Genomic DNA, 26,001 nt, shown 5'->3' on the forward strand with positions numbered 1-26,001 from the left:
TATAATTACAAAAAATTTATTCAAAGATGTAAGCAAGACCTATGCTTACTACATGTTCTGTTTTCTTTTTGCTGATATTTGGATCTGTTCCTGGTTCGTTTCTAAGACCTTTGTAGATGTCAGAAAGTCCCATATCGTATTTTAAAGCTAATTCTAATTGTCTTTTGTAGCTATAACCTAATCCAAATCCGAGCGCGAAATTAAAACTACTTGCTTTTCCGTTCACGTTTCCTGTACCTGGAATATCCAAACCTTCTTCTGTGTAGTAAGGTTTAGATGGATCTGTAACTTTTTGATCAATTAAAAAATTAAATCTTGGTCCTGCCATTGCAAAAAATTCTGATTCTGCTTCAGAAAAATATCCTTTGAAATAAACTGGAACACTAACGTAAGAATTAGAATAAATTGCATCGTAACCAGGAGTTCCTTTTGCGTCTTTATCTTTTCCCGTTTCTCCAGCTCCATAAAAAACAACCTCTGGTTGTATATAGAATTGGTTATTTTTATCTACAGGAATTAATGCTAAACCACCCGCTTGAAATCCGTAAATAGGACCAGATGGATTGTGTGCATTTCTTACTCTAGAATAGTTACCACCAATGGTTACACCATATCTTGTGCTGCTTAAATCTACTTGCGCAAAAGAAAATGTGGAAACCAGAACTAAACTTGCTAATATAAATTTTTTCATCGTATGTGTTTTTTTATGCTAAAATTTTGGCAACAGTAACGCCAATATCTGCAGGAGAATCTACTACATGTATTCCGTTTTCTCTCATGATTGCCATTTTTGCTTGTGCCGTATCTTCATCTCCACCTACAATTGCACCTGCATGTCCCATTGTTCTACCTTTTGGCGCGGTTTGTCCTGCGATAAAACCAACAACTGGTTTAGTAGATCCAGATTCTTTGTACCATCTTGCAGCTTCTGCTTCTAGATTTCCGCCGATTTCTCCGATCATTACTACTGCTTCCGTTTCTGGATCGTTGATGAATAATTCTAATGCTTCTTTGGTAGTGGTTCCGATGATAGGATCTCCACCAATACCGATAGCTGTAGAAACTCCAAAACCAGCTTTCACAACTTGATCAGCAGCTTCATAAGTTAAAGTTCCAGATTTTGAAACAATACCGATTTTTCCTTTTTTGAAAACGAAACCTGGCATGATACCAATTTTTGCTTCGTCTGAAGTGATGATTCCTGGACAGTTTGGCCCAATCAATCTGCTTTTTCTTGTCGCTAAGTATGCTTTTACTTTTACCATATCAGCAACTGGAATTCCTTCTGTAATACAAACGATAACTGCAATTCCTGCTTCTGCAGCTTCCATTATTGCATCTGCAGCAAAAGCTGGTGGTACAAAAATAATACTTACATTGGCACCTGCTTTTTCTACAGATTCTGCCACTGTATTAAAAACTGGTTTACCCAAATGCTCAGAACCACCTTTTCCTGGGGTAACACCACCAATTACTTGTGTTCCGTACTCAATCATTTGTCCTGCGTGAAAGGTACCTTCGTTTCCGGTAAAACCTTGTACTACTACTTTAGAATCTTTGTTTACTAATACTGACATGTAATTTATTTTTTTTAAATGAATTTTTACAAATTTACAAATTTTGTTTTTAATATGCTCCTTTTGCAAAATTAAAAAACGACCAATATTTGATCGTCTTTATCTTTTTTCGAAAGTCTATAAAAAATTTAATTGTAGCAAAAGTATTATACTAAATTAAATAATAAATATTTTATGAATTTATAATTTGTATATTCACTCCCATTCATATTTTGTCTCTACTCCAAATCTATTACTGGGCACTATAGATGTTCTAGTAGAACCCATCGGTGTAACTTTTTGAAGCTTCTTTTGAAATTTTGCACCATCTTCATCTTTCAAATTCACGAAATCTTTCATTTGGATTTTATTGTATTGATTTAGCTTTGGTTTAAAATTTATCTGCTCTTTATTATCTAAATCTACTGATTCTACTTTCCATAAATCATAATCTTTGCCTTCAACTCTTACATCTAAAATTAAACCTGGCAGTCCAAAAAATTTATATGGTCCAGAAGAATATGGAATTTCTTTTGAAAAATATGCAATTATCTTAGAACCTCTAAAAACAGCTTCAGCTTTATAACATAAAAAACCAGCAAATGTTTTTGAATTTTTATAATCAATTTTCCAGTTTGGTCGTGGCACGTTTTGATCATAAACAAAATAAGTATTTTCACCGATAATATCAAGATAAACAAAATCCTTTTGAGTTATAATATTTAAATCTGATATAAAATACAATGCTTTTGATTCTAAATTTGCAGATCCATTAGGATTTAAATTATTAGAATTTCTAGAATTAGAAATTAAAGAATCTTGAATTGAAATGACGTTCCCTTTTTTATTTATATATAAATTTTCGTAAATAGTAACAATTGGTGATCTTACATATTTATATTTAACTTTTATCTGCTGTGCATTTAAAATAATTGAAGAGAAAATAAAAATTATAAAAGCTAATATTAATTTCATATTAATTTAATTTAAAAACTGAAAGTAATTCAGCTAAGAATTCCTTTCAGTGTTACAAAAATAGTTATATTAAAATAAAATTTACCATTTGAAATGGTAAATTAGTTAATCTTCATAAATGAATTTGGTTTTTTTTAAAAAAAGTAATGAAAAATCTTATTCAAACACTTTTGGTTCTGTAATTCCTTGTTTTATAAAAAATTCTTTATTCATTTCAAAATGTCGTATTGTCATCTCATTATGATACTCTTTAAAAGTTGGCAAACCATATTCTAACCTCAATTTGTCGATATTCAAACTATCTGACAATCCAATTTTAGGAATAGCTTGACCACTTTCATTATACGTGAGTTGAGTGCCAAACCTTTGTTTTTTGTTTTTATTAGTAGCTACCCTATCTTCCAACAAGGCATAATGACTTTTTTCAGCGTTATTTTTCTTAATTTCTTTTTCTAAAACTTTCAAAATTTTCTTTTGAAATGGTACGTCATTATCAGCATGTTGAATACTTATCCAAAATTTATACGAATTTTCTTCTCCAACTTGTTCAAAACCTAGATAACCATATTTATTATAAAGATTTTTTACTCGTATCTGGTTATCTAAACCAACACTATCTCTTTTATCTTCAAATAATTTCCAAGCTTCATCAGAACCATATTTTGCAATCCAATCTTTTGGTGGGATTCCAGCATATTTTTGATCAATCGCTTCAATGTAATTTAATTCTGAAATTATATTTTTCCTATCCGAATTTGAAATTTTATGTACTGAATTGCAACTAGATATAAATAAATATAGAAAAATTAAAAGATAATATTTATTCATTGCTAAATTTGCTTAGTCTTTTAACAATCTTCTAATTTTGGCTTCTTTTTTCAAATATTCTTTGAATTCTTCAGCTAAAAGTCCGAAATAAGTTCCCTTTTTTAGATCTTTATTCACACCGGTTTTGCCCAAAAGTACAGTTCCTTTTTCTACACGAACTCCAGAAGCCATCCCAACTTGTCCCCAAACGGTAACCTCATCTTCGATGATACAACATCCTGCGATACCAACGAGGGAAGCAATCAAAACTTTTTTACCGATGATGGTATCATGACCGATTTGTATTTGATTATCCAAAATAGAACCTTGGCCGATAATGGTAGAATCTGTAACACCACGATCGATCGTGCAATTACAACCTATTTCTACATTATTCTCGATGATCACATTTCCGACAGATTTTAGTTTGTCGAAGTTTCCATCTAATTTTCTGTAATAAAATGCATCGCCGCCGAGAACAGTTCCGCTTTGGATAAGCACATTATCACCGATTACTGTTTTATCACCAATGACAACATTAGGCAAAATCTGACAGTTTTTTCCAATTACCACATCATTTCCCACAACTACACTTGGATGAATAAAGGTGTTCTCCCCTACTTCTACATTGTGCAATTCTTTGGTGAAATTCCAAATTTTCGTGAAATGCGTATTGATAAAATTAAAATCCCGAAAAGGATCGTCTGAAATTAAAAGTGCTTTTCCCTCTGGGCAATCTACTTTTTTGTCTATTAAAATAATAGTTGCGTCAGAATTTAGGGCTTTGTCGTAATATTTTGGGTGATTTACGAAAACAATTTCTCCAGCTTTTACGCGGTGAATTTCGTTGGTTCCTAGAACTTCAAAATTTTCTGCACCAACCATTTCTGCGTTGATTAATTTTGAAATAGCCTGAAGCGTTTGTGGTTGGTTGAAGGTCATATTTTTGTTTGTTAGTTGATGGTTGTCGGTTGATAGTTTGCACCGATAACCATCAACTAGAAACTGATAACTACTTTACTCTTTCCAAGTAACTTCCGTCTTCTGTGTTTACTTTTATTTTGTCTCCAGCTTCGATGAACAATGGAACATTTACAATTGCGCCAGTTTCCAAAGTAGCTCTTTTCAAAGCATTTGTAGCAGTGTTTCCTTTTACGCCTGGATCTGCTTCTATTATTTCTAGATAAACTGTTGGTGGAATTTCTGCAGAAAGTGGAGATTCATCTTCTTCTTTTAAAATGATCGTTACTTCTTCTCCTGCTTTCATAAATTGAGAATTTTCAATCATTTCCTTACCAATGTAAAGTTGAGAGAAATCGTCGTTATTCATAAAGTGGAAACCATTTTCATCATCATATAAATATTGAAATTTACGGGTGATTACTTTTACTTCGTCTATTTTGTTACCTGCAGAAAAGGTGTTTTCTAGAACTTTTCCGTTGGTTACACTTCTTAATTTTGTACGTACAAATGCAGGACCTTTACCTGGTTTTACGTGCATAAATTCTATTACTTTGAAAATATCGTTGTTAAATTCAATACAAAGTCCTTTTTTAATATCTCCGCTTGTTGCCATTTTTATTTTTTATAATTGATGATTGATTATGTTTGATTGATTCTAAATTTATTCCTTTCCAGTTCCGTAACCTTTTACGATTCCGCGTGGCGAATTTTTTATAAATTCTAATATTTCGTCTCTTTCCGCAGTTGGAAGCATTTCTCTCTCAATATAAATTGAAGCTTGGGAAACGTTCATTTTCATTTGAAAAATAGCGCGATAGATTTTTTGAATTTCGAATATTTTTTCACTACTAAATCCTCTTCTTCTTAATCCTACAGAATTGATACCTGCGTAAGAAATAGGCGCTCTACCTACTTTTACGTAGGGTGGAATATCTTTTCTAATGAGTGATCCTCCAGAAATCATGGCGTGTTTTCCTATTTTTCCAAATTGTTGAATGGCAGAAAGTCCTCCCATTATCGCGTAATCACCAATTTCTACGTGACCAGCAATTCCACAACCATTTGCGATGATTACATTATTACCAATCGTACAATCATGTGCAATATGAGAAGTTGCCATTATCAAACATTCTGACCCAACTTTTGTAAAGCCAAGTGCTTTTGTTCCACGATTCACGGTTACACATTCTCTTAAAGTGGTACCATCTCCGATGATGGTTTGCGTATCTTCTCCATCAAATTTAAGATCTTGAGGCACGGCAGAAATAACAGTCCCTGGAAAAACTCTACAATTTTTGCCGATTCTGGCTCCATCCATGATGGTTACGTTTGGTCCAATCCAAGTTCCTGTTCCTATTTCTACATCACCAGCAATTGTGGTGAAGGGTTCGATAATCACATTTTTACCAATTTTGGCACGTTTGTCTACTGCAGCTAATTGGTGTATCATTCCGCAGTTTTTCTCTTTGCAACTTGTGCCATTAATTCTGCTTCCACTACCACACTATCTCCTACAAAACCATAACCTTGCATGTGTACAATTCCTCTACGGATCGGTTGGAGAAGATCAATTTTAAATATTAAAGTATCTCCAGGAATTACCTTTTGTTTGAATTTAACCTTATCTATTTTTATAAAATAAGTAGAATAATTTTCTGGATCTGGAACACTTGCCAAAACCAAAATTCCTGCAGCTTGTGCCATAGATTCTATTTGTAAAACCCCAGGCATTACAGGTTCTAATGGAAAATGACCCACGAAAAATGGCTCGTTCATAGATACATTCTTCAATCCAACTACATGACTATCAGATAATTCTAAAATTTTATCTATTAATAAAAATGGTGGACGATGTGGAAGTAATCTCATTATACCATTGATGTCGAAAACGGGTTCTTTCGTTAGATCAAAATCTGGTACATTCTTCTTTTTTTGCAGTTTCCAGTGGCGGTTCAATTTTTTTGCAAATTGTGTATTTACAAGATGGCCTGGTTTATTTGCAATTACTTTACCTTTTAATTTTACACCAACTAAAGCTAAATCTCCAATCACATCTAAAAGTTTGTGACGAGCAGCTTCATTAGGAAAATTTAAAGTTAAATTATCCAAAATACCATTTGGACGGATAGAAAGATCGTCTTTGCCAAATGCTTTTTTAAGTTTTTCAACTGTTTCTGGCGTTAAATCTTTGTCTACATAAACGATTGCATTAGAAATATCTCCGCCTTTTATCAACCCTGCATCTAGCAGCATTTCCAACTCATGTAAGAAACTGAATGTTCTAGCTGAAGCGATTTCTTCCTTAAAATCTGACAAACATTTTAATGTAGCATTTTGAGTTCCCAATACTTTTGTACCGAAATCTACCATTGTTGTAACTTCGTAGGTATCTGAAGGTATAATGGTTATCTCTGAACCTGTTGCAGGATCTGAATAGCTCAAAACATCTTTTATAACCAAATATTCTATTGGTTTATCTTGTTCTTCTATACCTGCTTTTTCTATTGCTTCTACAAAAAATTTAGAAGAACCATCTAATATTGGTGGTTCCGCATTATTCATTTCTATATAAGCGTTATCTATACCGCAACCAACTAAGGCAGCAAGTAAATGCTCGCATGTATGAATTTTTACCCCTAGTTTTTCTAGTGTAGTTCCTCTATCTGTGGTTGTTACGTAATTAACATCTGCCTCTACTTGCGGATGCCCTTCTAGATCTGTACGCACAAAAACGAAACCGGTTCCAGTTTTTGCAGGTTTTAATGTTACGTGCACTTCTCGTCCTGTGTGCAAACCAATGCCAGAAAGTGAAACTTCCTCTTTTATTGTTTTTTGAAGATCAGACATCTGTATTGTTTTTATTATTTTTTTCTATTGCGCTCAATCTTTTCACAATTTGTGTAAGATTTCTAAAATGCACATAATTTCTTCTAAAGTCTCCTGCACTTATTGCGGGAGATCCATATAGTATTTCTTTATCTGCCACATCACGGATGATGCCACTTTGTGCTTGTACCATTACTTTATTGCCAATATTAATGTGGCCCACAATTCCAACTTGTCCGCCAATCATATTCCAGTCTCCCAATGTAGTAGAACCTGCAATACCAGCTTGCGCAGCTATCACATTGTTTTGTCCCAATTTTACGTTGTGTGCAATCTGTATTAAATTGTCTATTTTAGTACCTTTTCCAATTATTGTAGAACCTAAAGTTCCCCTATCAATGGTACAATTAGAACCAATTTCTACATCATCTTCTATGATAACATTTCCCAATTGTGGAATTTTTTGGTATCCATCTTTTGTAGGTTGAAATCCAAAACCATCACTACCAATCACAGAATTTGCATGTATGATGCAATTATCGCCTATTATGCAGTAATCGTAAATTTTAACCCCACTATTGATGATGCAATTTTTACCAATTTTTACATTTTTGCCAATGTAAGCTTGTGGATAGATTTGAGAATCGTCCCCAATTTTACAATTTTCAGAAATATAAGAAAATGCTCCTAAATAGATATTTTCTCCAAGATCTGAGGTTTCATGGCTGAAAGATGGTTGTTCTATTCCCGTTTTTTTGCTTTGCAATTTTTCATACAAATTCATCAAAACTTGGAAAGAGAGATATGCATCTTCAACAACAATAATTGTAGATTTATAAGATTCTTCAGTAATTAATTTTTTGGATACGATTAATACAGAACAATCTGAACTTTGCAGATATTCTGAAAACCTATCTTGGGCAATAAAGGAAAGAAATCCTTTTTGTCCACTTTCTATTGGCGAAACTCCAGTGATGGTGGCGTCTGGATTTCCAAGTATTTCGCCGTCGATAAACCCTGAAATTTGGGAAGCAGTAAATTCCATATAATGCAAAGATAAAAAAATCCACAAAATGTGGCGTTTTATTACGATAAATATAATCTAAATTTCTCTAGAAAATGATAAAATGTATTTTTTATTGCTGGTAGAAATCCCAGAAGATACTATTTGATTGGTAGATAAATGTAAAAAAACAATGCTTCCATCCTTATGCAAAAGCTTTATAGGTTGAATATCCTTGCTATAAGGCAACAATTCTCTAGAAATTTCATTCACTAAAATTTCGCCATTATCTATTTTAAAATATTTGTTTGTAGATTCTATTTTTTCTTGAATAAAATCTGCATTAAATGGCTCTGATGAAATAATGGTCTTCGGAAATTTACGTTGAATAATGCATTTACAATAATATGATAGCGCCAAATCTTCGCTCTTTTGCCATAATTTTATTGCTTGCAAAATATCATTATCATCCATTTCTGTAAATCTGGCAATATCTTCTGCACTTGCTTTTGTAGAATTATTCGGGTATAGAAAATATTTTAAATTTTCTGAACACGGCAAATTTTCTCCACCTAAAACCAATTCTTTGGCTCTTTCTAAAATTTTTATTAATAGAAATTCTGCAATGGCTGCCGTTTTGTGATAATATACTTGCCAATACATGAACATCCTTGCGGTGAGGTAATTTTCTATGGAATAAATGCCTTTTGCATCTATCACCAATTCATCTTCTGCAACATTCATCATGGATATAATTCTTTGCGTATTCACATTACCTTCCGAAACTCCTGTGTAGAAGCTATCGCGTTTTAGATAATCCAAACGATCTACATCCAATTGACTAGAAATTAATTGATTAAAGAATTTCCGATGGTAATTTCCCTGAAACATTTCTATTGCAACAGTCAATTCTCCTTGAAATTCTTCATTCAATTGATTCATTAATAATAAGGATAGCTTTTCGTGGTGCCAATCTTCCATCAGCATATTTTCCAAAGCGTGGGAAAATGGACCATGCCCAATATCGTGAAGCAAAATTGCCAAAAGAGCAGATTTTTCTTCTACTTTAGAAATTTCTACTCCTTTCAATTTTAAAGTTTCTAGCGCTGTGAACATCAAATGCATCGCGCCCAAAGCATGATGAAAGCGCGTATGTGTTGCCCCAGGAAATATTAAATTCAATAAGCCTGTTTGTGAAATTCTCCTCAATCTCTGAAAATAAGGATGCTCTATCACATCAAACAAAATTTCGTAGGGAATTTTTATAAAACCGTGAACAGGATCATTGATGATTTTTAGTTTGTTTTGCATCTATTATATATTGATTGGCAAATTTAATTAAATAATAATTCAGAGATCATTTCAAATTTTCGATATTGTTATATAATTTAATTTTTATTTTATGATGTTTGAGTATTTATCATTTAAATAAAAGGTTTTAACTAACATTTAACTTTAAAATAGGACTTATTGGGAATTTAAAACCAAGAAATGGTTGTATTTTTGATAACATATTTAAATAATAATTAATATAAAACTATGGCTAGAAAAATTTTATGGATAGATGATGAAGTAGATTTGCTGAAGCCGCATATCGTTTTTCTAGAGAACAAAGGATATTCTGTAAAACCAATTAACAATGTAAATGAAGCATTGGAAATTTTGGATTATGAAAAGTTTGAATTGGTGCTTTTAGATGAAAATATGCCCGGAATTTCCGGATTGGAGGCCATTCCAATGATTAAAGATAAAGATAGTTCTTTAAAAATAGTGATGGTAACCAAAAGTGAGGAAGAAAGCATCATGGAGGAAGCCATTGGTTCCCAGATTAGCGATTATATACTAAAACCTGTAAATCCAAATCAAATTTTACTTTCTTTAAAAAAGAACCTGCAAGAAGATGATCTTGTGGAAGCAAAAACAATACAAGGCTATCAATCGGATTTTAGAAACCTTTCTTTAGAGCTTTCTTACCTTCGAACTTATGAAGATTGGGCAGAATATTATAAGAAAATACTGAATTGGGAAATAAAATTTGACAAAGTTTTTGACAATGAATTTTCGGATCTTTTGCAATCTCAAAAAGAAGAAGCAAATATTCAATTTGCAAAATTTATAGAAAAAAATTACGAAGATTGGTTGAATGGAAACGCTGAGAAACCAATGATGAGCCACACACTCTTCAAAGATGTGGTGAAAAAAGAGGTGGAAAATGAAAAAGTTTTGCTTCTGATGGTAGATAATTTGCGCTATGACCAATGGAAAGTGATAGAACCACTGTTTACCAAATATTACAATAAAGTTTCTGAAGACTATTACTACAGTATACTTCCAACTGCAACGCAATATGCAAGAAATTCATTTTTTGCTGGACTTTTGCCTTCAGAAATTGAGAAAAGATTTCCCGACAAGTGGCATAATGATAATGAAGAAGGCAACAAAAATGAGCACGAAGGTTTCTTTTTAGCAGATCAAATGCAGCGTCTAGGTTTGTCTGATAAGACTATCAAATATTTGAAAATTCTAAATTCTGATTATGAAAAGAAGATTCTGGATGAATTTAATCAATATAAAAACATCGATCTTTTGGTGATTGTTTACAATTTTATAGATATTCTTTCCCATGCGAAAACGGATAATAACATCGTTAATCAATTGATCAGAGACGATAAAACCTTTAGATCTTTAACTTCTAATTGGTTTGAGAATTCTTCTTTAATAAAGATTATAAAATTGGCGGCAGAAAATGGATTTAAATTAGTTTTAACCACAGATCACGGAACTATTTATGTAAAAAAACCGAGCAAAGTGATTGGAGATAGAGAAACATCTACCAACATTCGCTACAAGACGGGAAAAAGTTTGACGTATGAAGATAAAGATGTTTGGGCGATTGATAAACCTGAAAAAATCTATTTACCAAAATCCAATTTGAGTAGCAAGTATATTTTCGCAAAGAATAATACCTTCCTTGCATATCCAAAAAATTACAATCATTATGTTAATTATTATAAAGAAACCTACCAACATGGAGGAATTTCTTTAGAAGAATGCATCATCCCAATTTGTGTTTTAGAACCCAAATAATTTTTTTTATAGTTTATTTATTTTTTGGGTTCATTGCGGAAGTAATTTTTATTACTTCCGTTTTTTTATATAAAAAACCCTCCAAAAATGTTTTTGAAGGGTTATAAATTATAAAAATTGCTTTATTTTATAAGTAACGACTCTTTCTTTTGTAAAAGAGGTACGATCAATCTTGTGATCATCGGTTTATCGTCTTTCAAATCGGGATCATCTTTGCTATCATTCCAGTTGGTTACTAATTGCACTTCGCCTTTTTGGTTAAGGACAATGTATTTAGACATGTCATCAATATTTTGGAATTTTGAAGGAGTAATATTTTTTAGAAAATCTTTATATTTTTTAGATTTTCCTCCCTTATCTAAATCCTAAATAACTAAAATTTTTGCATCTGGAAAGGTTTCCAAAACCATGTCTCTCGCTTCTTCTGTAAATCGATGATTTTCTTTATCAACCAACAACACATAATGATCAACATTATAATATTTCTTAATTAAAAAAAAATTTGGTATATGATAGATACAAGGTACACACCAACTAGCAAATGTAAATAAAATTGTATTAGGCTGTTCAGAATTTTTGGCAAGACATTTAACATCTTCAGATGTTACAGAATATATTCCATCGTAGAAAGATTTATTTATTTTGCACTTTTCTATAGGAGTTTGTGAATGCATTTTTGCAAAGCAAAATATACATACTAGAATAAAAAATGGAAATTTTTTTATATTATTTTTACTTGAAGAACAGCTACTTTAAATTTAAAATAACTATTTTTAATCTTGTAAATATAATAAAATAAACAATGAAAATCATCACCTACAACGTCAACGGAATTCGTGCCGCATTTACCAAAGATTTTCTCGGTTGGCTGCAAGTGGCAAATCCAGATGTGATCTGCATACAGGAAAGCAAAGCTGGGACAGATCAAATAGATATAGAAAGTTTAGAAAAATTGGGCTATTTCAGCACATGGCATTCTGCACAGAAAAAGGGATACAGCGGAGTTGGTATTGCTTCTAAAATTGCCCCAAAACACATAGAAATTGGTTGTGGCATAGAAAGATATGATTTTGAAGGCAGAATAATGCGTGCAGATTTTGAAAATTTTTCTGTGCTATCTGTCTATGTTCCGTCTGCTTCTAATATAGATAGGCTAGAATTTAAAATGGAATTTTGCGAAGATTTTTTGCTCTACATTCAAAATTTAAAAGAGAAAATACCCAATTTAATTATCTGCGGAGATTTTAATATTTGCCACGAAGAAATTGACATTCACAATCCGAAAATGAAAAACGTTTCTGGTTTTTTACCGATGGAAAGAGATTGGATGACGAGATTTTTAGGAGAATGCAAGCTGACAGACACATTTCGATATTTGCACCCAGAAAAACAGCAATTTTCTTGGTGGAGTTACAGAGCAGGAAGCCGAGCGAAAAATTTAGGTTGGAGATTAGATTATCATTTTGTGACAGAAGCTATCAAAAATAAAATGACGAGAACTGTAATTCTAAATGAAGCTGTGCATTCCGATCATTGTCCTGTGATGATGGAATTTGAGAATGATTGATAAGTGAATATTTATCTTTGAAAAATGATGTTTCAACTTTTTTACAGTAATTGAGCTGTTTCTTTGCTCTATTTTCTAGTATCAGAGTTTTACTACAATTAATAAATTTCTATAGCAATAGATGCTAATTTTATTTAAAGTTGAGATAAGATTCTTTACCAAAATCCTATTTGCACCATAAAAAAACCGTCCTGATTTTACATCAGGACGGTTTTAATTTTAATTTTAAATTTTGTGCTTAGTTCAAAATTTGATATTCAATAGGCATTGTTCCTCTGTCTAAATTTCCTATTTCATCAAAGGCTGCTTTTGTAAGGTCTAACGCTCTTGAAGAATGAAAAGGTCCTCTATCATTAATTTCTACTATTACGCTTTTATCGTTTCTTAAATTAGTAACGCGAACTCTTGTTCCAAAAGGTAAAGATCTATGTGCGGCAGTTAAATCTGAATTATTAAAAATTTCGCCGCTTGCTGTTTTTCTTCCATTAAATTTGTCATGGTAATAAGATGCTATCGTTGTTAAAGTTTCGTTTTCACTATTTGCAAATGAAGAAATACCTAAAGTGGAAATCAACATTATTAAAATTAGCGTACATTTTTTTATCATATCTATAATTTTTTGACGGGGCAAATGTATTACGATATTGAATTATACACTATTGAATTAGTTAAATACTGTTAAATTACTGTTAACAAAATATTAATTCTTTTCGAATGCGCCTATTCAAAGGCTTTTCAAGATAGTGTTAAAGTGTGTTAAAAAAAGTTTACTAACGTTAATTTTATTAACTTTAAAATTGTTAATTAATCAGAAAACGCCTTTCTACAAAGGTTTTTAAGCATTTACAAGTTCTCCAAATAAATCAAACTCTTCTGCGGAAGTAATCAAAACATCTGCAAATTCACCAATAGAGATATAGGTATTTTCTGCGGGAACCAAAACGGTATTGTCAACATCTGGAGAATCAAACTCTGTTCTACCAACAAAATAATTGCCTTCTTTTCTATCAAATATACATTTGAAAGTCTTTCCTATCTTTTCTTGGTTTTTTTCCCAAGATATTTGAGATTGCAATTCCATTATTTCTTCTACTCTCGCTTCTTTCACTTCTTGCGGCACATCATCTTCTAAAACATAGGCAGTAGTATTCTCTTCATGAGAATAAGTGAAACAACCCAATCTATCAAATCTTTGCGTACGAACCCATTCTTTCATTTCTTGAAATTTCTCTTCAGTTTCTCCTGGAAATCCGCAAATAAGCGTAGTTCTAATCGCCATATCTGGCACTTTTATGCGAAATTTATCTAAAAGTGCATTCGTTTTCTCGAAAGTTGTACCACGTTTCATGGCTTTCAATAGTTCTGTATTGATGTGTTGAAGTGGAATATCTATATAGTTACAGATTTTTGGTTCGGTGCGAATAATATCCAAAACATCTTCTGGAAAACCACTTGGGAAAGCATAATGCAAACGAATCCATTCTATGCCCTCAATTTTCACTAAAGCTAAAAGCAATTCTCCAAGTGCTCTCTTTTTGTATAAATCTAAACCGTAGTAAGTAAGATCTTGTGCAATTAATATCAACTCTTTTGTACCTTTTGCGGCCAATTTTTGAGCTTCTATTATTAAATTTTCTATAGGTGTAGAAATATTTTTACCACGCATCAAAGGTATTGCACAAAAGGAACAAGGTCTATCACAACCTTCTGCAATTTTTAAATAAGCATAATGTTTTGGTGTGGTGATCATTCTTTCACCTACCAACTCGTGCTTATAATCTGCACCAAGATGTTTTAATAATAAAGGAAGATCTCTTGTCCCAAAATATTGATCTACATCTGGAATTTCTCGCAACAAATCTGGTTTGTATCTCTCAGAAAGACAACCAGTAACGAAAACTTTCTCTACTTCACCTCTATTTTTTGCTTCTACAAATTCTAGAATCGTATTGATGGATTCTTCTTTAGCATTATCTATAAATCCGCAGGTATTGATCACGACGATATCTCCTTTATCTTCGTGTACTACTTCCTTTCCGTTGGCTTGCAATTGCCCCATTAATACTTCAGAATCGTATACATTTTTGGAGCAACCTAATGTAACGATGTTTATTTTTTTATTTCCAGTGGATTTTGTACGCATATCTTTTTTTCAGACTGCAAATTTAGTGAGAATATATTGGAAACTATGCTTCCGCTATTTCTTTGTTTACTTTTTCGTTTTTCGATGGCTTATCTCCTTCGTTTTTTTTGTCTTTTTTGGTAAACATAAGCCCAAACATCATGATTAATGTAGTCATTAAAATAACTTGCAAAAGTATGGTTTGGTTGAAAATTGGTAATAACTGATCAGAAGTAATGCTGAGATACAAAAGGATGGTTATCAATCCGCGTGGTGCAATGTAGAGAAAAGTTTTTATATCTAATTTCATCAATTTCAAGAATGCAATTCTTATTACAAAAATTGTGAGTACTATTGCTCCAGACCAGATGAGATAATCTGTGTTGAAGATTTCTGCAGTATCCATCACGTATCCAAAAAGCAGGAAAAACAGCGATCGAATAACGAATGTTGCTTCTATCACCACCTCTTTAAAATGAAAGACCTCCCGATTCATTTTCGTGAATTTTATATTTTTGAAATATTTAAAATTCCGGAATTCATCTATATTTCCTAAAATTAAACCAAATAATAAAATGAAAATCAGCGATGGAAGATGATAAACTTTTGCAATCTCATAGATTAAAATACAAATAATAATGATGGGACCATACTTTATATGATGATCTATTTTACCTAAAAGCAGTGCCAAAAGTAAGGATGCAATTAATGAAATAACGATCATCAAGAGCAATTGCCAAAGAAACGTGAGACCGCCGCCAAAAGTAATGACGGTACCAAAAGTGGCGAAATTAAATAAAATAACCCCAAAAATATCTGAAAAACTACTTTCGTAGGTTACAAATTCTTTTTTACTCGCAGAAAGATTGATGGCACTTGGTATTGCAATTGCGCTAGAAATAACGGCAAATGGCACCACATTGATAAGACTTTCTTTAAAATTAAATCCCCATTCATATTTTAAATAGAGGGCAAAACCTACTGCCATTATAAGCAAAGGAGCAAAAGCCATCAACGAAGATTTGCGTACAATTCTCATCTTAGATTTATTGAGTTCTAATTCTAAAGCACCTTCTAAGACGATTAAAATCAGCCCAATTGTCCCTAAAAGTGGCAAAATTGGAAATAAATCTGGTATGACAAAATCAAACAAACCACTTACTTGTTGCACAACCCAACCTACTGCCAATAATAAAATTACGGAAGGGATTTTGGTGAAATTTGTAGTGATATCAAAAAAGTAAGAAATCAATAACAGCACACAAATGCTTATTATAACGGCTGCAACCATATTACAAATATATTGATTTTAAATTTAGCATCAAAAATGCAGAAATATCTTAGCTATATTTGTTTTCTTTGAAGAAAGGAAGTATTTGATCTTTATCAGAAACAATGATTTTATCTTCTGGTAATTTCCAATCTATTTTCAGATCTTCATCATTATACATAATCCCAGATTCTGATGCTTTGTTGTAATAATTATCACATTTATAAGCGAAAATTGCAGTTTCTGAAATCACAGAAAAGCCATGTCCAAAACCTCGTGGAACGTACAATTGCAATTTATTTTCGGCGGTTAATTCTATCCCGAACCATTTGCCAAAGCTTGGAGAATCTTTCCTTAAATCCACAGCAACATCCCAAACTTTGCCTTCTAAACAAGAAACCAATTTGGCTTGTGCATTATCACCTTTTTGCAAATGAATTCCACGCAAAACGCCATAGCTGGATTTTGAAATATTATCTTGCACGAAATGTCCTTGAATTCCAGTAATCTCCTCAAATTTTTGTTGATTGTATTTTTCGTAGAAATACCCGCGTTCGTCTTCAAAAACGGTAGGTTCTATGATGTAGCAATCTTTAAGCGGCGTTTTTTGTAATTTCATAATATGAACAATCTTTCTTTTGCGATTTTTTATTTTCTTAAATTATCAACAACTTTCTTTATTCTATCTAAATCTTCTATTGATAAATTGGAACCAGATGGCAAACAAAGTCCATTTTCGAATAAATTTTCTGCAACATCTGTTCCGTAGTAAGGTGCGTCTGCAAAAACGGGTTGTATGTGCATTGGTTTCCACAATGGTCGCGATTCTATATTATCTTCCAAAAATTTTAATCTTAAATCTTCTCGAGAAAATCCAGCAACACTTTCATCTACTAAAATTGCAGAAAGCCAATGATTAGAATAGAAATTTTCGTTTGGCTCGGAAAAAACAGAAATCCCTGCAAAATCTTTAAATAAATCCACATAAAAGTCGTGATTGGCTCTTCTTTGCAGGATTCTTTGTGGCAAAACTTCCATTTGTCCACAACCAATACCCGCAGAAATATTGCTCATTCTGTAGTTATAGCCTATCTCGGAATGTTGATAGTGAGGTGCATCATCTCTAGCTTGTGTAGCAAGAAATATTGCTTTTTCTTTCTGTTTATTATTCTTACAAACCAAAGCACCGCCACCAGAAGTGGTAATAATTTTATTTCCGTTGAAACTTAAGATACCAAAATCTCCAAATGTTCCACATTTTTTATTTTTGTAGGTACTTCCGAGAGCATCCGCTGCATCTTCTATCAATGGAATTTCAAATTTCTGTGCTATTTTTTGAATTTCATCTATGTCGCAAGGCATACCATAACCATGAACTGTGATGATGGCTTTTGGTTTTTTGCCTAATTTTATTCTGTCTAAGATTGCATTTTCTAAAAATACAGGACACATATTCCAAGTATCTTTTTCGCTATCTACAAAAATAGGAATTGCTCCTAAATATTTAATAACATTTGCGCTCGCCACGAAAGTGAAAGTTTGGCAAATAACCTCATCTCCAGCTTTTACACCACTCAATATTAAGCTCAAGTGCAAAGCAGCAGTACCAGAATTTAAGGCGCAAATATTTTGATGATTTATAAATTTTTCAATTTCCTGCTCAAAATATTCCGTGTTTTTTCCACCAGGTGCAATACAATTATCAGAAATAGCTTTTTCAATATAAGATAATTCTGAGCCTTGAAGATGAGGAGAAGAAAGAAATATTTTAGGAAGTTTCAATTTGCTTTTTAATTTTAAGTTTTAAAAATAGGTAAAAAAAAGAACTTGCAGGAACAATTAGCATTAAAGTGTAAAAATCATTCAAGTTCATTGCAATTATGGCAAAACTGATGATAATTTGACATATTGAATATCCCAAACTTACCAAACGATGATCTACTTTTAAATCATTTGCAAACAGTTGATATAAATGATGACGATGAGCTTCAAAAATATTTTCTTTTAGCTTTAATCTTTGGATAATGGTGAAAATAACTTCTATACCATAAACTGTCAAAAACAAAATCCATTTTATCTCCCTTGTTTCTAGCATTAACAAACCTAATAATGCCAAAACCCAAAATGCAATTGCCATACTTCCAATATCTCCAAGGAAGCATTTTGCTTTTTTCCGAAAATTAAAAAAAAGAAATACCAAAGCCGCAAGCATTGGATAAATAATGAAATCTACATCAGTAAACATTATAACATATTGATTTACATACCAAAGTGACCCTAAAACCACCAAAGTATAAATACCAGACATTCCATTAATGCCATCCATGAAATTGTAAGCATTTAGGGTTCCGATAATCATTATATAGCAAATAGGAATTGCCCAAAATGGTAAAAGTTGAAAAATATTTAGAAAATACAGCAACAATGAAACGGAAATAAAATGAAAAATCAATCTTATTTTGCTCGATAAATCCATCATATCATCAATAAAACTGATGGTACAGATAGTAAGCAAACCAATCCCAAAAATGAAATAGTTTTCTACATCCATTAATAATTCAGCATGATAAATTTGAAATCCTAAAAACATTAAAAAAGCAATCGGGAAGATAATACCGCCACCACGCAAAGTAATTTCCGTATGCGCACTTCTATGGTTTGGTTTGTCAATGATATTGTATTTGTCGGCTATTTTGAAATAGACGAGCATTGCAATAAAAAGTACAACCGTGGTTATAATATAAATCATTATTAAATTTCTAAATTTTGTAAAACATGAGTAGGCTGAAAATTTAATTCATCTCTAATTTTTTTATTTGAAAAAGTAAGTGACGTGGTTATTTTTAATAACTTAGTTGAATTGATAGGAAACCAAGAACCGAGTATATCACCGACATTAGCGACTATTTGTATGAAAAATAAAGGAATATTAATAGGTGTTTTCTTTCCCAGTTTTGAAGATATAGTTTTAGAAATCTCATAAAAATCTGGATTTTCATCCGCAGAAACATTAAAAATTCCGCCATTTTTGCCAATTCCTTTTTCAATAATCTGCACGAAATCTGCAGCTAAAATTATACTTTTTTTTGCTTTTCCTCCTGCAATATTTGCATATCTACCATTTTTTATAGCCTTAGTCATATCACCCAAATTTCCTGGTGCATTTTTACCAGCAATAAGAGAAGGCCTTAAAATGTAAAGCACGACATTATGTTTTTGGCACCACTTTATCAAAAATTCTTCTGCCAAAATCTTACTTTTTGCATAGGGAGTATTACCCTTTAGTTGTTCATTTTCTGCAAGTAAATCTCCAGTCTCTGCTCCGTAAACAGCAACGGTACTGATGAAAAAGAAGTATTTTGGGAGTATCATTTTTTCAATTGCCTCGCAGATATTTTTTGTTCCTTGCAAATTGACGGCAAAAAAATCTTCATTTTCCTGCTGATTGCTGGGTATAATATGTGCTTTTCCTGCAGCGTGAAAAATTATATCAAACGATCTTTGAAAATTTGGAATTTCTGTACCTATATTCAAATTGTAATCGCAATCTTTTTGACCCAAAGTGCTTACTTCAAAATTTCTGCTTTGCAGAATTGGAATGGTGTTTCTACCCAAAAAGCCTTTTGCTCCTGTAAATAATAAAGTCATTAAATTGCAATTAAAAATTTATTGATAATAAGATTTTCAGAAAAATTGGCAGAAGCTAAATTTCTCGCATTTTTGCTTTTTATAGTAAGATTTTCTATAAATTCTTCACCAATTTGATTGAAAAATTGAATTATTTCACCTGAATTATATGGCTCAAAATGATATCCAATATCATATTCCTTTATTAACAAAGCTATCTCACTATTAGAATCTCCGAAATAGAGGATAGGTTTACCAGCTGCAAGCAAATTGTATAACTTTGATGGAACTCCCAGACCAAACATTCCATCTGCTAAAGTAATAATAGCAACATCTGCGCTGTTTAGAATTTCATTTTGCTCTTGCCTTTGATAAGAATCTGCAAAAAATATATTCTTCATTTTTTGCTTTGTTACAAAAGCCATCATTTCATTTTTTACTGCGCCATCACCTACAAATTGAAAGACAATCTTATTATTATTTACTTGCATCACATTCTCCAACAATCCCATTAAACCTTGGACTCTGCCAATATTTCCTGCATATTGGAATGCAACCTTATGTAAAAGTGGTGCATCTGATTGCAAAACAGATTCTTTATTTTTAGGAAATATATTTTCAGTATCTCCCCAATTTTCTATAATTGTTATTTGTGTTTTACTTTTCCATTTGTTAATTTTTCCCTGCATAACAGCCTTCATATCTCGTCCTAATACAATCAATTGGTCGGATGAAGCATAAGACCAATCAAAGAAATATTTAATTAGTTTATATGTAAATGCATCTTTAGATGGGAAAATTTTTGCTGGGATTCCGTTTTCTGGAAAAACATCATGTACCAAGATTACAAAATCAAATTTCTTAATCTTTTTAGCAACAGCAACCATAAAAATAAGAAATACAGGATTTGTTACTATAAATACTTTATCGGTGCTCTTACAATTAAAAAGAAGTTTGAAAAATATTTTAAAACTAAACCAAATTGAGACTAGCGCTCTTTTTTTTAAATTGGCTTTGCTATTTTCTCCAGATATTAGCCTTTCCACTTGTACTCTTCCATCCAACACAAAATAATTCTGCTCTGCAGCTAGTGCAGTTGCACAAAGCACTTTTGTTTCATACTTATCGCATAATTTATTTGCAATTTTTGTCAATATAAACGATGTGGAAGTTTCATCCGGATAAAAAAGTTCCGTGGCAATCCAAAGTTTTTTCATCATTAAAATTTACTCCAAACTACTCTGTTCACATAATCTGTATAACTCAAGATTATTCTCACCACTTTTTCCGAAACATTGGGCATAGAATAATCTGCAACTTGACGATAATTTCTTTCTGCACCAATTTTTTGTTGCTGCAGCTGCGCTAATCCTTGCAAGATTCTTTCTGGTGAAAGTCCTACCATCATTACACTTGCTTCTTCCATTGCTTCTGGTCTTTCATGTGCTTGTCTTATATTCAAAGCGCGGAAATTTAAGATAGAAGATTCTTCGGATATAGTTCCAGAATCTGAAAGTACTGCATAACTTCGCATTTGCAAAGCATTGTAATCATGAAAACCGAGAGGTTTTAAGAGTTGAATATTTTCATGCAGTTTCACATTCATTTTCTCCATCATATTTCTAGTTCTTGGATGCGTAGAAATGATGACAGGAAACTGATATTCTTCGGCAATGGTGTTCAAACTTTCCATCAAGCCTAAAAAATTCTTTTCAGAACTGATGTTTTCTTCGCGGTGTGCAGAAACTATAAAGTATTTTCCTTCCTCTAAATTTAATCTTGAAAGTACGTCAGATTTTTTGATTTGAGGTAAATAATGATTTAAAACTTCAAACATTGGCGAACCAGTTTTGATGATTCTATCTGCAGGCAGACCTTCTCTTAAGAGATATTCTCTCGCGATATCGCTGTAAGTAAGATTTACATCTGAAGTATGATCTACTATTTTTCGGTTGGTTTCTTCGGGAACTCGCTGATCAAAACATCTGTTTCCTGCTTCCATGTGGAAAATTGGGATTTGTCTTTTTTTCGCCGGAATTGCACAAAGGCAAGAATTGGTATCTCCTAACACTAAAAAAGCATCGGGTTGCAACTCTTCCAAAAGTGGATCTATTTTAATTAAAATAGTACCGATGGTTTCCGTAGCAGTTTTGCCAGCTGCTTCTAGAAAATAGTCTGGTTTTCGCAATCCTAAATCTTCAAAAAATATTTGATTCAGTTCGTAATCGTAATTTTGCCCAGTGTGAACAATGATATGTTCGATGGATTTTGATGCATCTAGCGCATCTAAAACACGGGATAATCTAATTATTTCTGGACGGGTTCCTACTACCGTCATTACTTTCATTTTCTTCATTTGCATTGCTTATACTAATACCAATTATGATGCTGCTAAAGTACAAAAATTCTGGCACGGAATAAAGCGTAAAAGAGGTACAAACCAAAACAAAATATTGAAGAAAAAGTGTAAAAAATAAAATGTAATACAGATTTGTATTTTTTCTGGAGTAAATTTTCAAATTTCGTACAACAGGAATAAATTTTATGCAATATAAAACAAAACCAAAAATTCCGGTAGCCATCAAAAGCTCTAATACAATGTTATGCGGATACATACCATCCTCAAAATGAGTTCTACCACCAAGTATTGGATTGGATTTGAAAATACCAATCGCAGTTTCAAATAGCGGTGTGCGCAAACTATTATCTCCTTCGAATAGCCAAAGATAAGTTCTATCAATAAACATTAAATGAAAATCATCACTTTTTCCAAATATGTAAATTATAATAACGGAAAGTAATAATAAAATTAAAAATAAAGCAATCAGTTTATAATTTTTTTTAAGAATTAATAAATATGGAATTACAACCATTATTGCTAAAAATGGACTTCTAGCACCTGCAATCATAATAGTAACGATACCTAAAATCAAACCAAAATATAACAAGTAAGTAGAAATTTCTTTAGGTTTGAAAAATAGAAAAAATATAGATAGCAAAGCCAAAGTAGTTCCTAGATGACCGTAAGAAATATAATACATACTGAAAATATACCTTATTTGAATCCCATAAGGTGTAACCGCGGCATAAATTAAGTTTAGCATCAACATCGTAGTTAAGACATAGAAAAAACCTTTCGCTACCAGAGAAAAATTTATTTTTTTGTAATCAATAAATAATAAAGCAACCGAAGGAACCAATGCAATAACAATAATTCTAATATAAATTTCCGATATTTGAAGATGAAAAACCTCATCATACAAGTCATTTGTGAAGCTGATATAGCTCTTCAATAAATAGAAAAGCCAGAAAAATACAACTGATAAAACTGCAATGTTTTTAAATTTACTGATCGAAAAATTCTTGTAAATAATAAAAATTGAAAATCCGAAAATTAAAAATCTAAAGGGAACAGAAAAGATTCTACTCTCTTCTATTTGAAATGGTATCGCAAATGCACTAAAAAAAGTGTATCCTACTACAATTAATAGGATAAACCACTCTTCTATATTTAATTTTCTAATTATCTCCATCTATACAACTTCAAAATAGGTATCAGGATTTGCAGCGTCGAAAGGCTCATTGATCCAAAAGTGGGTTAAAAGTTCTTCTTCGCCAATGTTTTTAATATTATGGGTAAACCATATCGGCATATCTACATACGAAGGTTCATCTCCGTTTAGTTCGAAATTAAAAATTTCTTTTGTTCCAATTTTTCTTAATTGAATGAGTGCTTTCCCTTTAATTACGGTAAATCTTTCAATTTTTCTGGTATGATAATGATTTCCTCTCGTAATTCCTGGTACTGTGGTAGAAAAGGATGCTTGTCCGCCAATTCCCAGTCGTATTATTTCCACAAATGCTCCCCTTTCATCTATATTTTTTACCAATTGTACAGGATAATGCTTTTCAAAATCAAAATAACAGCGAAAAGTATTGAATAACTGATAATCAAAACTGGATTTCAATTCTGGAATTTCACCATTATCAAAATATAAATTTTTAAAATTTTCTAATTTATTTAAAACTTCAGATACTTTTGTAGATGTTGTGGATGGAACAAAATATTGCTCCTGGGTTTCCCCGATTTTTATTTGATGGATGATTTCCGCCACTAATTCTCCAACGTATATAAGATTTACATCTCCATCATTATCAATAGTTGGAATTTCGCCGTGTGTTAATTTATAACAGAAAGTAGCGATAAAAGAATTATAATTTGGTTTGCCAAATGGCCCGAAAACATTCGGTATAACTAATCCTGTGAAAGTTCCGTTGTTATTTTTTGCCCAATTGGCCAGTAATTCTCTGCCATCTTTTTTAGATTTTCCGTAGAGATTGTCTTTTCCCTCTTGTGAAGAAGAAGAGAATAAAACGTGCGCTTTGGATTTTGTTCTTTCTAAGGATGCAACTAAATCTTTAACCAAATTGATATTCTGGTCATAAATTTCTTGCGGATCTGGATTTCTATTTACGGCTGCAAGATGCACTATTACGTCGCAATTTTTTACGAAATTATCTAAGGATTCTTTACCTTCAAAAAAATGATTTTCAAAATCTACACGTTGAAATTCTTCCGGATTTAATCCTAATGTATTGTATAAATGTTTCCCCACGAAACCATTTTGCCCCGTTATTCCTATATTTATCATTTCTTTTTCTCTTTTTTATCCAACAAAATAATCATTGGCAAATCTATATTCATCTTCAATTTCATTCAATTCAAAATTTGAGAAAAGCAATAATTTAGATTTCTCTTCCAATGCTTGTATTGAAGATATAAAACCTTGAGGAACATGTAAAATATCAAAAGTGTGTGAACTTAGAATAAATTCAATTGGCTTTAAATCTTTACTCGGTGTCTCCCAATGATCTATTTCTATTAATTTAATTTTAAAACTTCCCTCAATTGCAGAAAACCATCTTTGCTCAATTTTATGACCTTGCCATGCACGAACAAAATTTACAGAATTATTTTCGATAGTATAAACTCTCTTAATTTCAGACATATTAAAGTCATTATTAAAAGTCAATGTACCACGAGAATCTGTGTGATTGCTTCCTGCTATTATTTTTGGCTGCACTGGTTTTTATTTTATCTGAAATTTTCTACATTTGAAATCATCGAAATTATGAATTTTTATTTTCTATGTCCTAACTTTTATATTAAATATTCTTGAACGTCTTCTCCAAGAATTTCTTTTCTTATCAAGGGTAAAGTTGAAATTAACTTTTTCAAACCTTCTATACCTTCTTGATCAGCATTGTGAGAATGGTAATCTTCAATTTTAGAAATATCTTTTTCTCCTTCAGAAAAATATTTCGCGTAATTCAAATCTCTATTATCTGCGGCAACTCTATAGAAATCTCCCATATCTTCGGCATTCAGCATTTCTTCGCGGGTGCAAAGCGTTTCATATAATTTTTCGCCGTGTCTGGTTCCTATTATTTTTATAGGCACTTCTTTGTTAGAAAGTTCCATCAAGGCTTTTGCTAAATCGCCAATTGTACCTGCAGGTGCTTTGTTCACAAATAAATCTCCAGGATTTCCGTTTTCAAAAGCAAACAATACCAAATCTACAGCATCGTCTAAAGACATAAAAAAGCGGGACATATTGGGATCTGTAATCGTGATTTCTTCCCCTTTTTTAATTTGGTTTAGAAATAATGGAATTACAGAACCTCTAGAAGCCATTACATTACCGTATCTGGTAAGACAAACGGTGGTTTCTGATAAATTTCTAGATTCTGCAACGGCAACTTTTTCCATCATCGCTTTAGAAATTCCCATTGCGTTGATAGGATATGCTGCTTTGTCTGTGCTGAGGCAAATTACTTTTTGCACTTTATTGTAAGCTGCAGCACGAATTACGTTTTGCGTACCTTCTACATTCGTTTTCACGGCTTGCATTGGGAAAAATTCACAAGAAGGAACTTGTTTCAAAGCAGCGGCATGAAAAACATAATCCACACCTCTAGTTGCAGGTTCTACGCTTGTAAAATCTCGCACATCACCGATGTAATATTTAATTTTATTGTCTCTATAGAGATTTCGCATATCGTCTTGCTTCTTCTCATCACGAGAAAAAATACGAATTTCTTTAAAATGATCTGTTTTCAGAAATCTGTTTAAAACTGCAGTTCCGAAAGAACCAGTTCCGCCAGTGATTAAAAGTACTTTATCTTTAATTTTCATAA

General features: G+C 32.1%; 27 protein-coding genes. 2 read left to right on the top strand and 25 right to left on the bottom strand.

The window, feature by feature from the left end:
• Nucleotides 1-16: 16 nt before the first annotated feature.
• The 10 genes from HNQ03_RS03695 to HNQ03_RS03740 all read right to left on the bottom strand — a co-directional run bounded on the left by HNQ03_RS03695 (nt 17) and on the right by HNQ03_RS03740 (nt 9,441).
• Nucleotides 17-691: a porin family protein gene (locus HNQ03_RS03695; protein ID WP_173778310.1), complete on the bottom strand. Its 675-nt coding sequence runs from the start codon at nt 689-691 to the stop codon at nt 17-19.
• Nucleotides 692-704: 13 nt separating this feature from the next.
• A complete protein-coding gene (sucD, locus tag HNQ03_RS03700; RefSeq protein WP_173778311.1) occupies nt 705-1,577 on the bottom strand; it encodes a succinate--CoA ligase subunit alpha in 873 nt (290 codons plus the stop codon).
• A gap of 195 nt (nt 1,578-1,772) precedes the next feature.
• Nucleotides 1,773-2,531: a GLPGLI family protein gene (locus tag HNQ03_RS03705; protein WP_173778312.1), complete on the bottom strand. Its 759-nt coding sequence runs from the start codon at nt 2,529-2,531 to the stop codon at nt 1,773-1,775.
• 156 nt (nt 2,532-2,687) lie between these two features.
• Nucleotides 2,688-3,359 (bottom strand): DUF6624 domain-containing protein, encoded by a 672-nt coding sequence (locus tag HNQ03_RS03710; protein WP_173778313.1) that lies wholly within the window; start codon nt 3,357-3,359, stop codon nt 2,688-2,690.
• A gap of 12 nt (nt 3,360-3,371) precedes the next feature.
• Nucleotides 3,372-4,280: a UDP-3-O-(3-hydroxymyristoyl)glucosamine N-acyltransferase gene (locus HNQ03_RS03715; protein ID WP_173778314.1), complete on the bottom strand. Its 909-nt coding sequence runs from the start codon at nt 4,278-4,280 to the stop codon at nt 3,372-3,374.
• A 70-nt stretch (nt 4,281-4,350) separates the two neighbouring features.
• Entirely contained in the window at nt 4,351-4,914 is a 564-nt protein-coding gene (efp, locus tag HNQ03_RS03720) for an elongation factor P (RefSeq protein WP_173778315.1), read from the bottom strand.
• A 48-nt stretch (nt 4,915-4,962) separates the two neighbouring features.
• Nucleotides 4,963-5,751 (bottom strand): acyl-ACP--UDP-N-acetylglucosamine O-acyltransferase, encoded by a 789-nt coding sequence (gene lpxA, locus HNQ03_RS03725; RefSeq protein WP_173778316.1) that lies wholly within the window; start codon nt 5,749-5,751, stop codon nt 4,963-4,965.
• Nucleotides 5,748-7,148 carry a bifunctional UDP-3-O-[3-hydroxymyristoyl] N-acetylglucosamine deacetylase/3-hydroxyacyl-ACP dehydratase gene (locus HNQ03_RS03730; RefSeq protein WP_173778317.1) on the bottom strand — a complete coding sequence of 467 codons (1,401 nt, stop codon included), beginning with the start codon at nt 7,146-7,148 and terminating at the stop codon, nt 5,748-5,750. The genes lpxA and HNQ03_RS03730 overlap by 4 nt, the downstream gene beginning before the upstream one ends.
• On the bottom strand, nt 7,141-8,172 hold the full coding sequence (lpxD, locus tag HNQ03_RS03735) for a UDP-3-O-(3-hydroxymyristoyl)glucosamine N-acyltransferase (RefSeq protein WP_173778418.1): 1,032 nt from the start codon (nt 8,170-8,172) through the stop codon (nt 7,141-7,143). Before lpxD ends, HNQ03_RS03730 begins: the two co-directional genes overlap by 8 nt.
• 57 nt (nt 8,173-8,229) lie before the next feature.
• Nucleotides 8,230-9,441 (bottom strand): HD domain-containing protein, encoded by a 1,212-nt coding sequence (locus tag HNQ03_RS03740; protein WP_173778318.1) that lies wholly within the window; start codon nt 9,439-9,441, stop codon nt 8,230-8,232.
• A 228-nt stretch (nt 9,442-9,669) separates the two neighbouring features.
• Between HNQ03_RS03740 and porX the strand changes: the two genes are divergently transcribed.
• Nucleotides 9,670-11,217 carry a T9SS response regulator signal transducer PorX gene (gene porX / locus HNQ03_RS03745; protein WP_173778319.1) on the top strand — a complete coding sequence of 516 codons (1,548 nt, stop codon included), beginning with the start codon at nt 9,670-9,672 and terminating at the stop codon, nt 11,215-11,217.
• Between the two features lie 122 nt (nt 11,218-11,339).
• Here porX and HNQ03_RS16160 read toward each other — a convergent pair whose 3' ends face one another.
• Together HNQ03_RS16160 and HNQ03_RS03750 are read right to left on the bottom strand one after the other, a co-directional pair.
• A complete protein-coding gene (locus tag HNQ03_RS16160) occupies nt 11,340-11,462 on the bottom strand; it encodes a hypothetical protein (RefSeq protein ID WP_262888540.1) in 123 nt (40 codons plus the stop codon).
• Between the two features lie 120 nt (nt 11,463-11,582).
• Complete coding sequence (locus tag HNQ03_RS03750) at nt 11,583-11,891, bottom strand: hypothetical protein (protein ID WP_173778320.1); 309 nt, start codon at nt 11,889-11,891, stop codon at nt 11,583-11,585.
• Nucleotides 11,892-12,019: 128 nt separating this feature from the next.
• On the opposite strand from HNQ03_RS03750, the gene HNQ03_RS03755 reads away from it, so the two are divergent.
• On the top strand, nt 12,020-12,784 hold the full coding sequence (locus HNQ03_RS03755; protein ID WP_173778321.1) for an exodeoxyribonuclease III: 765 nt from the start codon (nt 12,020-12,022) through the stop codon (nt 12,782-12,784).
• A 238-nt stretch (nt 12,785-13,022) separates the two neighbouring features.
• Here the strand turns inward: HNQ03_RS03755 and HNQ03_RS03760 are convergent, their stop codons facing one another.
• From HNQ03_RS03760 to HNQ03_RS03820, 13 genes are all read right to left on the bottom strand, one after another.
• Complete coding sequence (locus tag HNQ03_RS03760) at nt 13,023-13,391, bottom strand: septal ring lytic transglycosylase RlpA family protein (RefSeq protein WP_173778322.1); 369 nt, start codon at nt 13,389-13,391, stop codon at nt 13,023-13,025.
• 228 nt (nt 13,392-13,619) lie between these two features.
• Complete coding sequence (rimO, locus tag HNQ03_RS03765; RefSeq protein ID WP_173778323.1) at nt 13,620-14,927, bottom strand: 30S ribosomal protein S12 methylthiotransferase RimO; 1,308 nt, start codon at nt 14,925-14,927, stop codon at nt 13,620-13,622.
• Nucleotides 14,928-14,970: 43 nt separating this feature from the next.
• Nucleotides 14,971-16,197 (bottom strand): cation:proton antiporter, encoded by a 1,227-nt coding sequence (locus tag HNQ03_RS03770; protein WP_173778324.1) that lies wholly within the window; start codon nt 16,195-16,197, stop codon nt 14,971-14,973.
• Between the two features lie 49 nt (nt 16,198-16,246).
• Nucleotides 16,247-16,795: a dTDP-4-dehydrorhamnose 3,5-epimerase gene (gene rfbC / locus HNQ03_RS03775; protein ID WP_173778325.1), complete on the bottom strand. Its 549-nt coding sequence runs from the start codon at nt 16,793-16,795 to the stop codon at nt 16,247-16,249.
• Between the two features lie 29 nt (nt 16,796-16,824).
• Nucleotides 16,825-17,958, bottom strand: a complete 1,134-nt coding sequence (locus HNQ03_RS03780; RefSeq protein ID WP_173778326.1) for a DegT/DnrJ/EryC1/StrS family aminotransferase — start codon at nt 17,956-17,958, stop codon at nt 16,825-16,827.
• A complete protein-coding gene (locus HNQ03_RS03785; protein WP_173778327.1) occupies nt 17,945-18,925 on the bottom strand; it encodes an MraY family glycosyltransferase in 981 nt (326 codons plus the stop codon). Before HNQ03_RS03785 ends, HNQ03_RS03780 begins: the two co-directional genes overlap by 14 nt.
• Nucleotides 18,926-18,927: 2 nt before the next feature.
• Nucleotides 18,928-19,824, bottom strand: coding sequence for an NAD-dependent epimerase/dehydratase family protein (locus tag HNQ03_RS03790; RefSeq protein WP_173778328.1), 897 nt, complete (start codon nt 19,822-19,824; stop codon nt 18,928-18,930).
• Nucleotides 19,824-21,020 carry a glycosyltransferase family 4 protein gene (locus tag HNQ03_RS03795; protein ID WP_226927423.1) on the bottom strand — a complete coding sequence of 399 codons (1,197 nt, stop codon included), beginning with the start codon at nt 21,018-21,020 and terminating at the stop codon, nt 19,824-19,826. The genes HNQ03_RS03790 and HNQ03_RS03795 overlap by 1 nt, the downstream gene beginning before the upstream one ends.
• Nucleotides 21,021-21,022: 2 nt before the next feature.
• A complete protein-coding gene (gene wecB / locus HNQ03_RS03800) occupies nt 21,023-22,159 on the bottom strand; it encodes a non-hydrolyzing UDP-N-acetylglucosamine 2-epimerase (protein WP_173778330.1) in 1,137 nt (378 codons plus the stop codon).
• Nucleotides 22,107-23,336: an O-antigen ligase family protein gene (locus HNQ03_RS03805; RefSeq protein ID WP_173778331.1), complete on the bottom strand. Its 1,230-nt coding sequence runs from the start codon at nt 23,334-23,336 to the stop codon at nt 22,107-22,109. Before HNQ03_RS03805 ends, wecB begins: the two co-directional genes overlap by 53 nt.
• Entirely contained in the window at nt 23,337-24,455 is a 1,119-nt protein-coding gene (locus tag HNQ03_RS03810; RefSeq protein ID WP_173778332.1) for a polysaccharide biosynthesis C-terminal domain-containing protein, read from the bottom strand. It lies immediately after the preceding gene.
• Nucleotides 24,456-24,470: 15 nt separating this feature from the next.
• A complete protein-coding gene (locus HNQ03_RS03815) occupies nt 24,471-24,887 on the bottom strand; it encodes a WxcM-like domain-containing protein (protein WP_173778333.1) in 417 nt (138 codons plus the stop codon).
• 77 nt (nt 24,888-24,964) lie between these two features.
• Nucleotides 24,965-25,999 (bottom strand): polysaccharide biosynthesis protein, encoded by a 1,035-nt coding sequence (locus HNQ03_RS03820; RefSeq protein WP_173778334.1) that lies wholly within the window; start codon nt 25,997-25,999, stop codon nt 24,965-24,967.
• Nucleotides 26,000-26,001: the final 2 nt, after the last annotated feature.

Source organism: Frigoriflavimonas asaccharolytica (genome assembly GCF_013294015.1).
Classification (GTDB): Bacteria; Bacteroidota; Bacteroidia; order Flavobacteriales; family Weeksellaceae; genus Frigoriflavimonas; species Frigoriflavimonas asaccharolytica.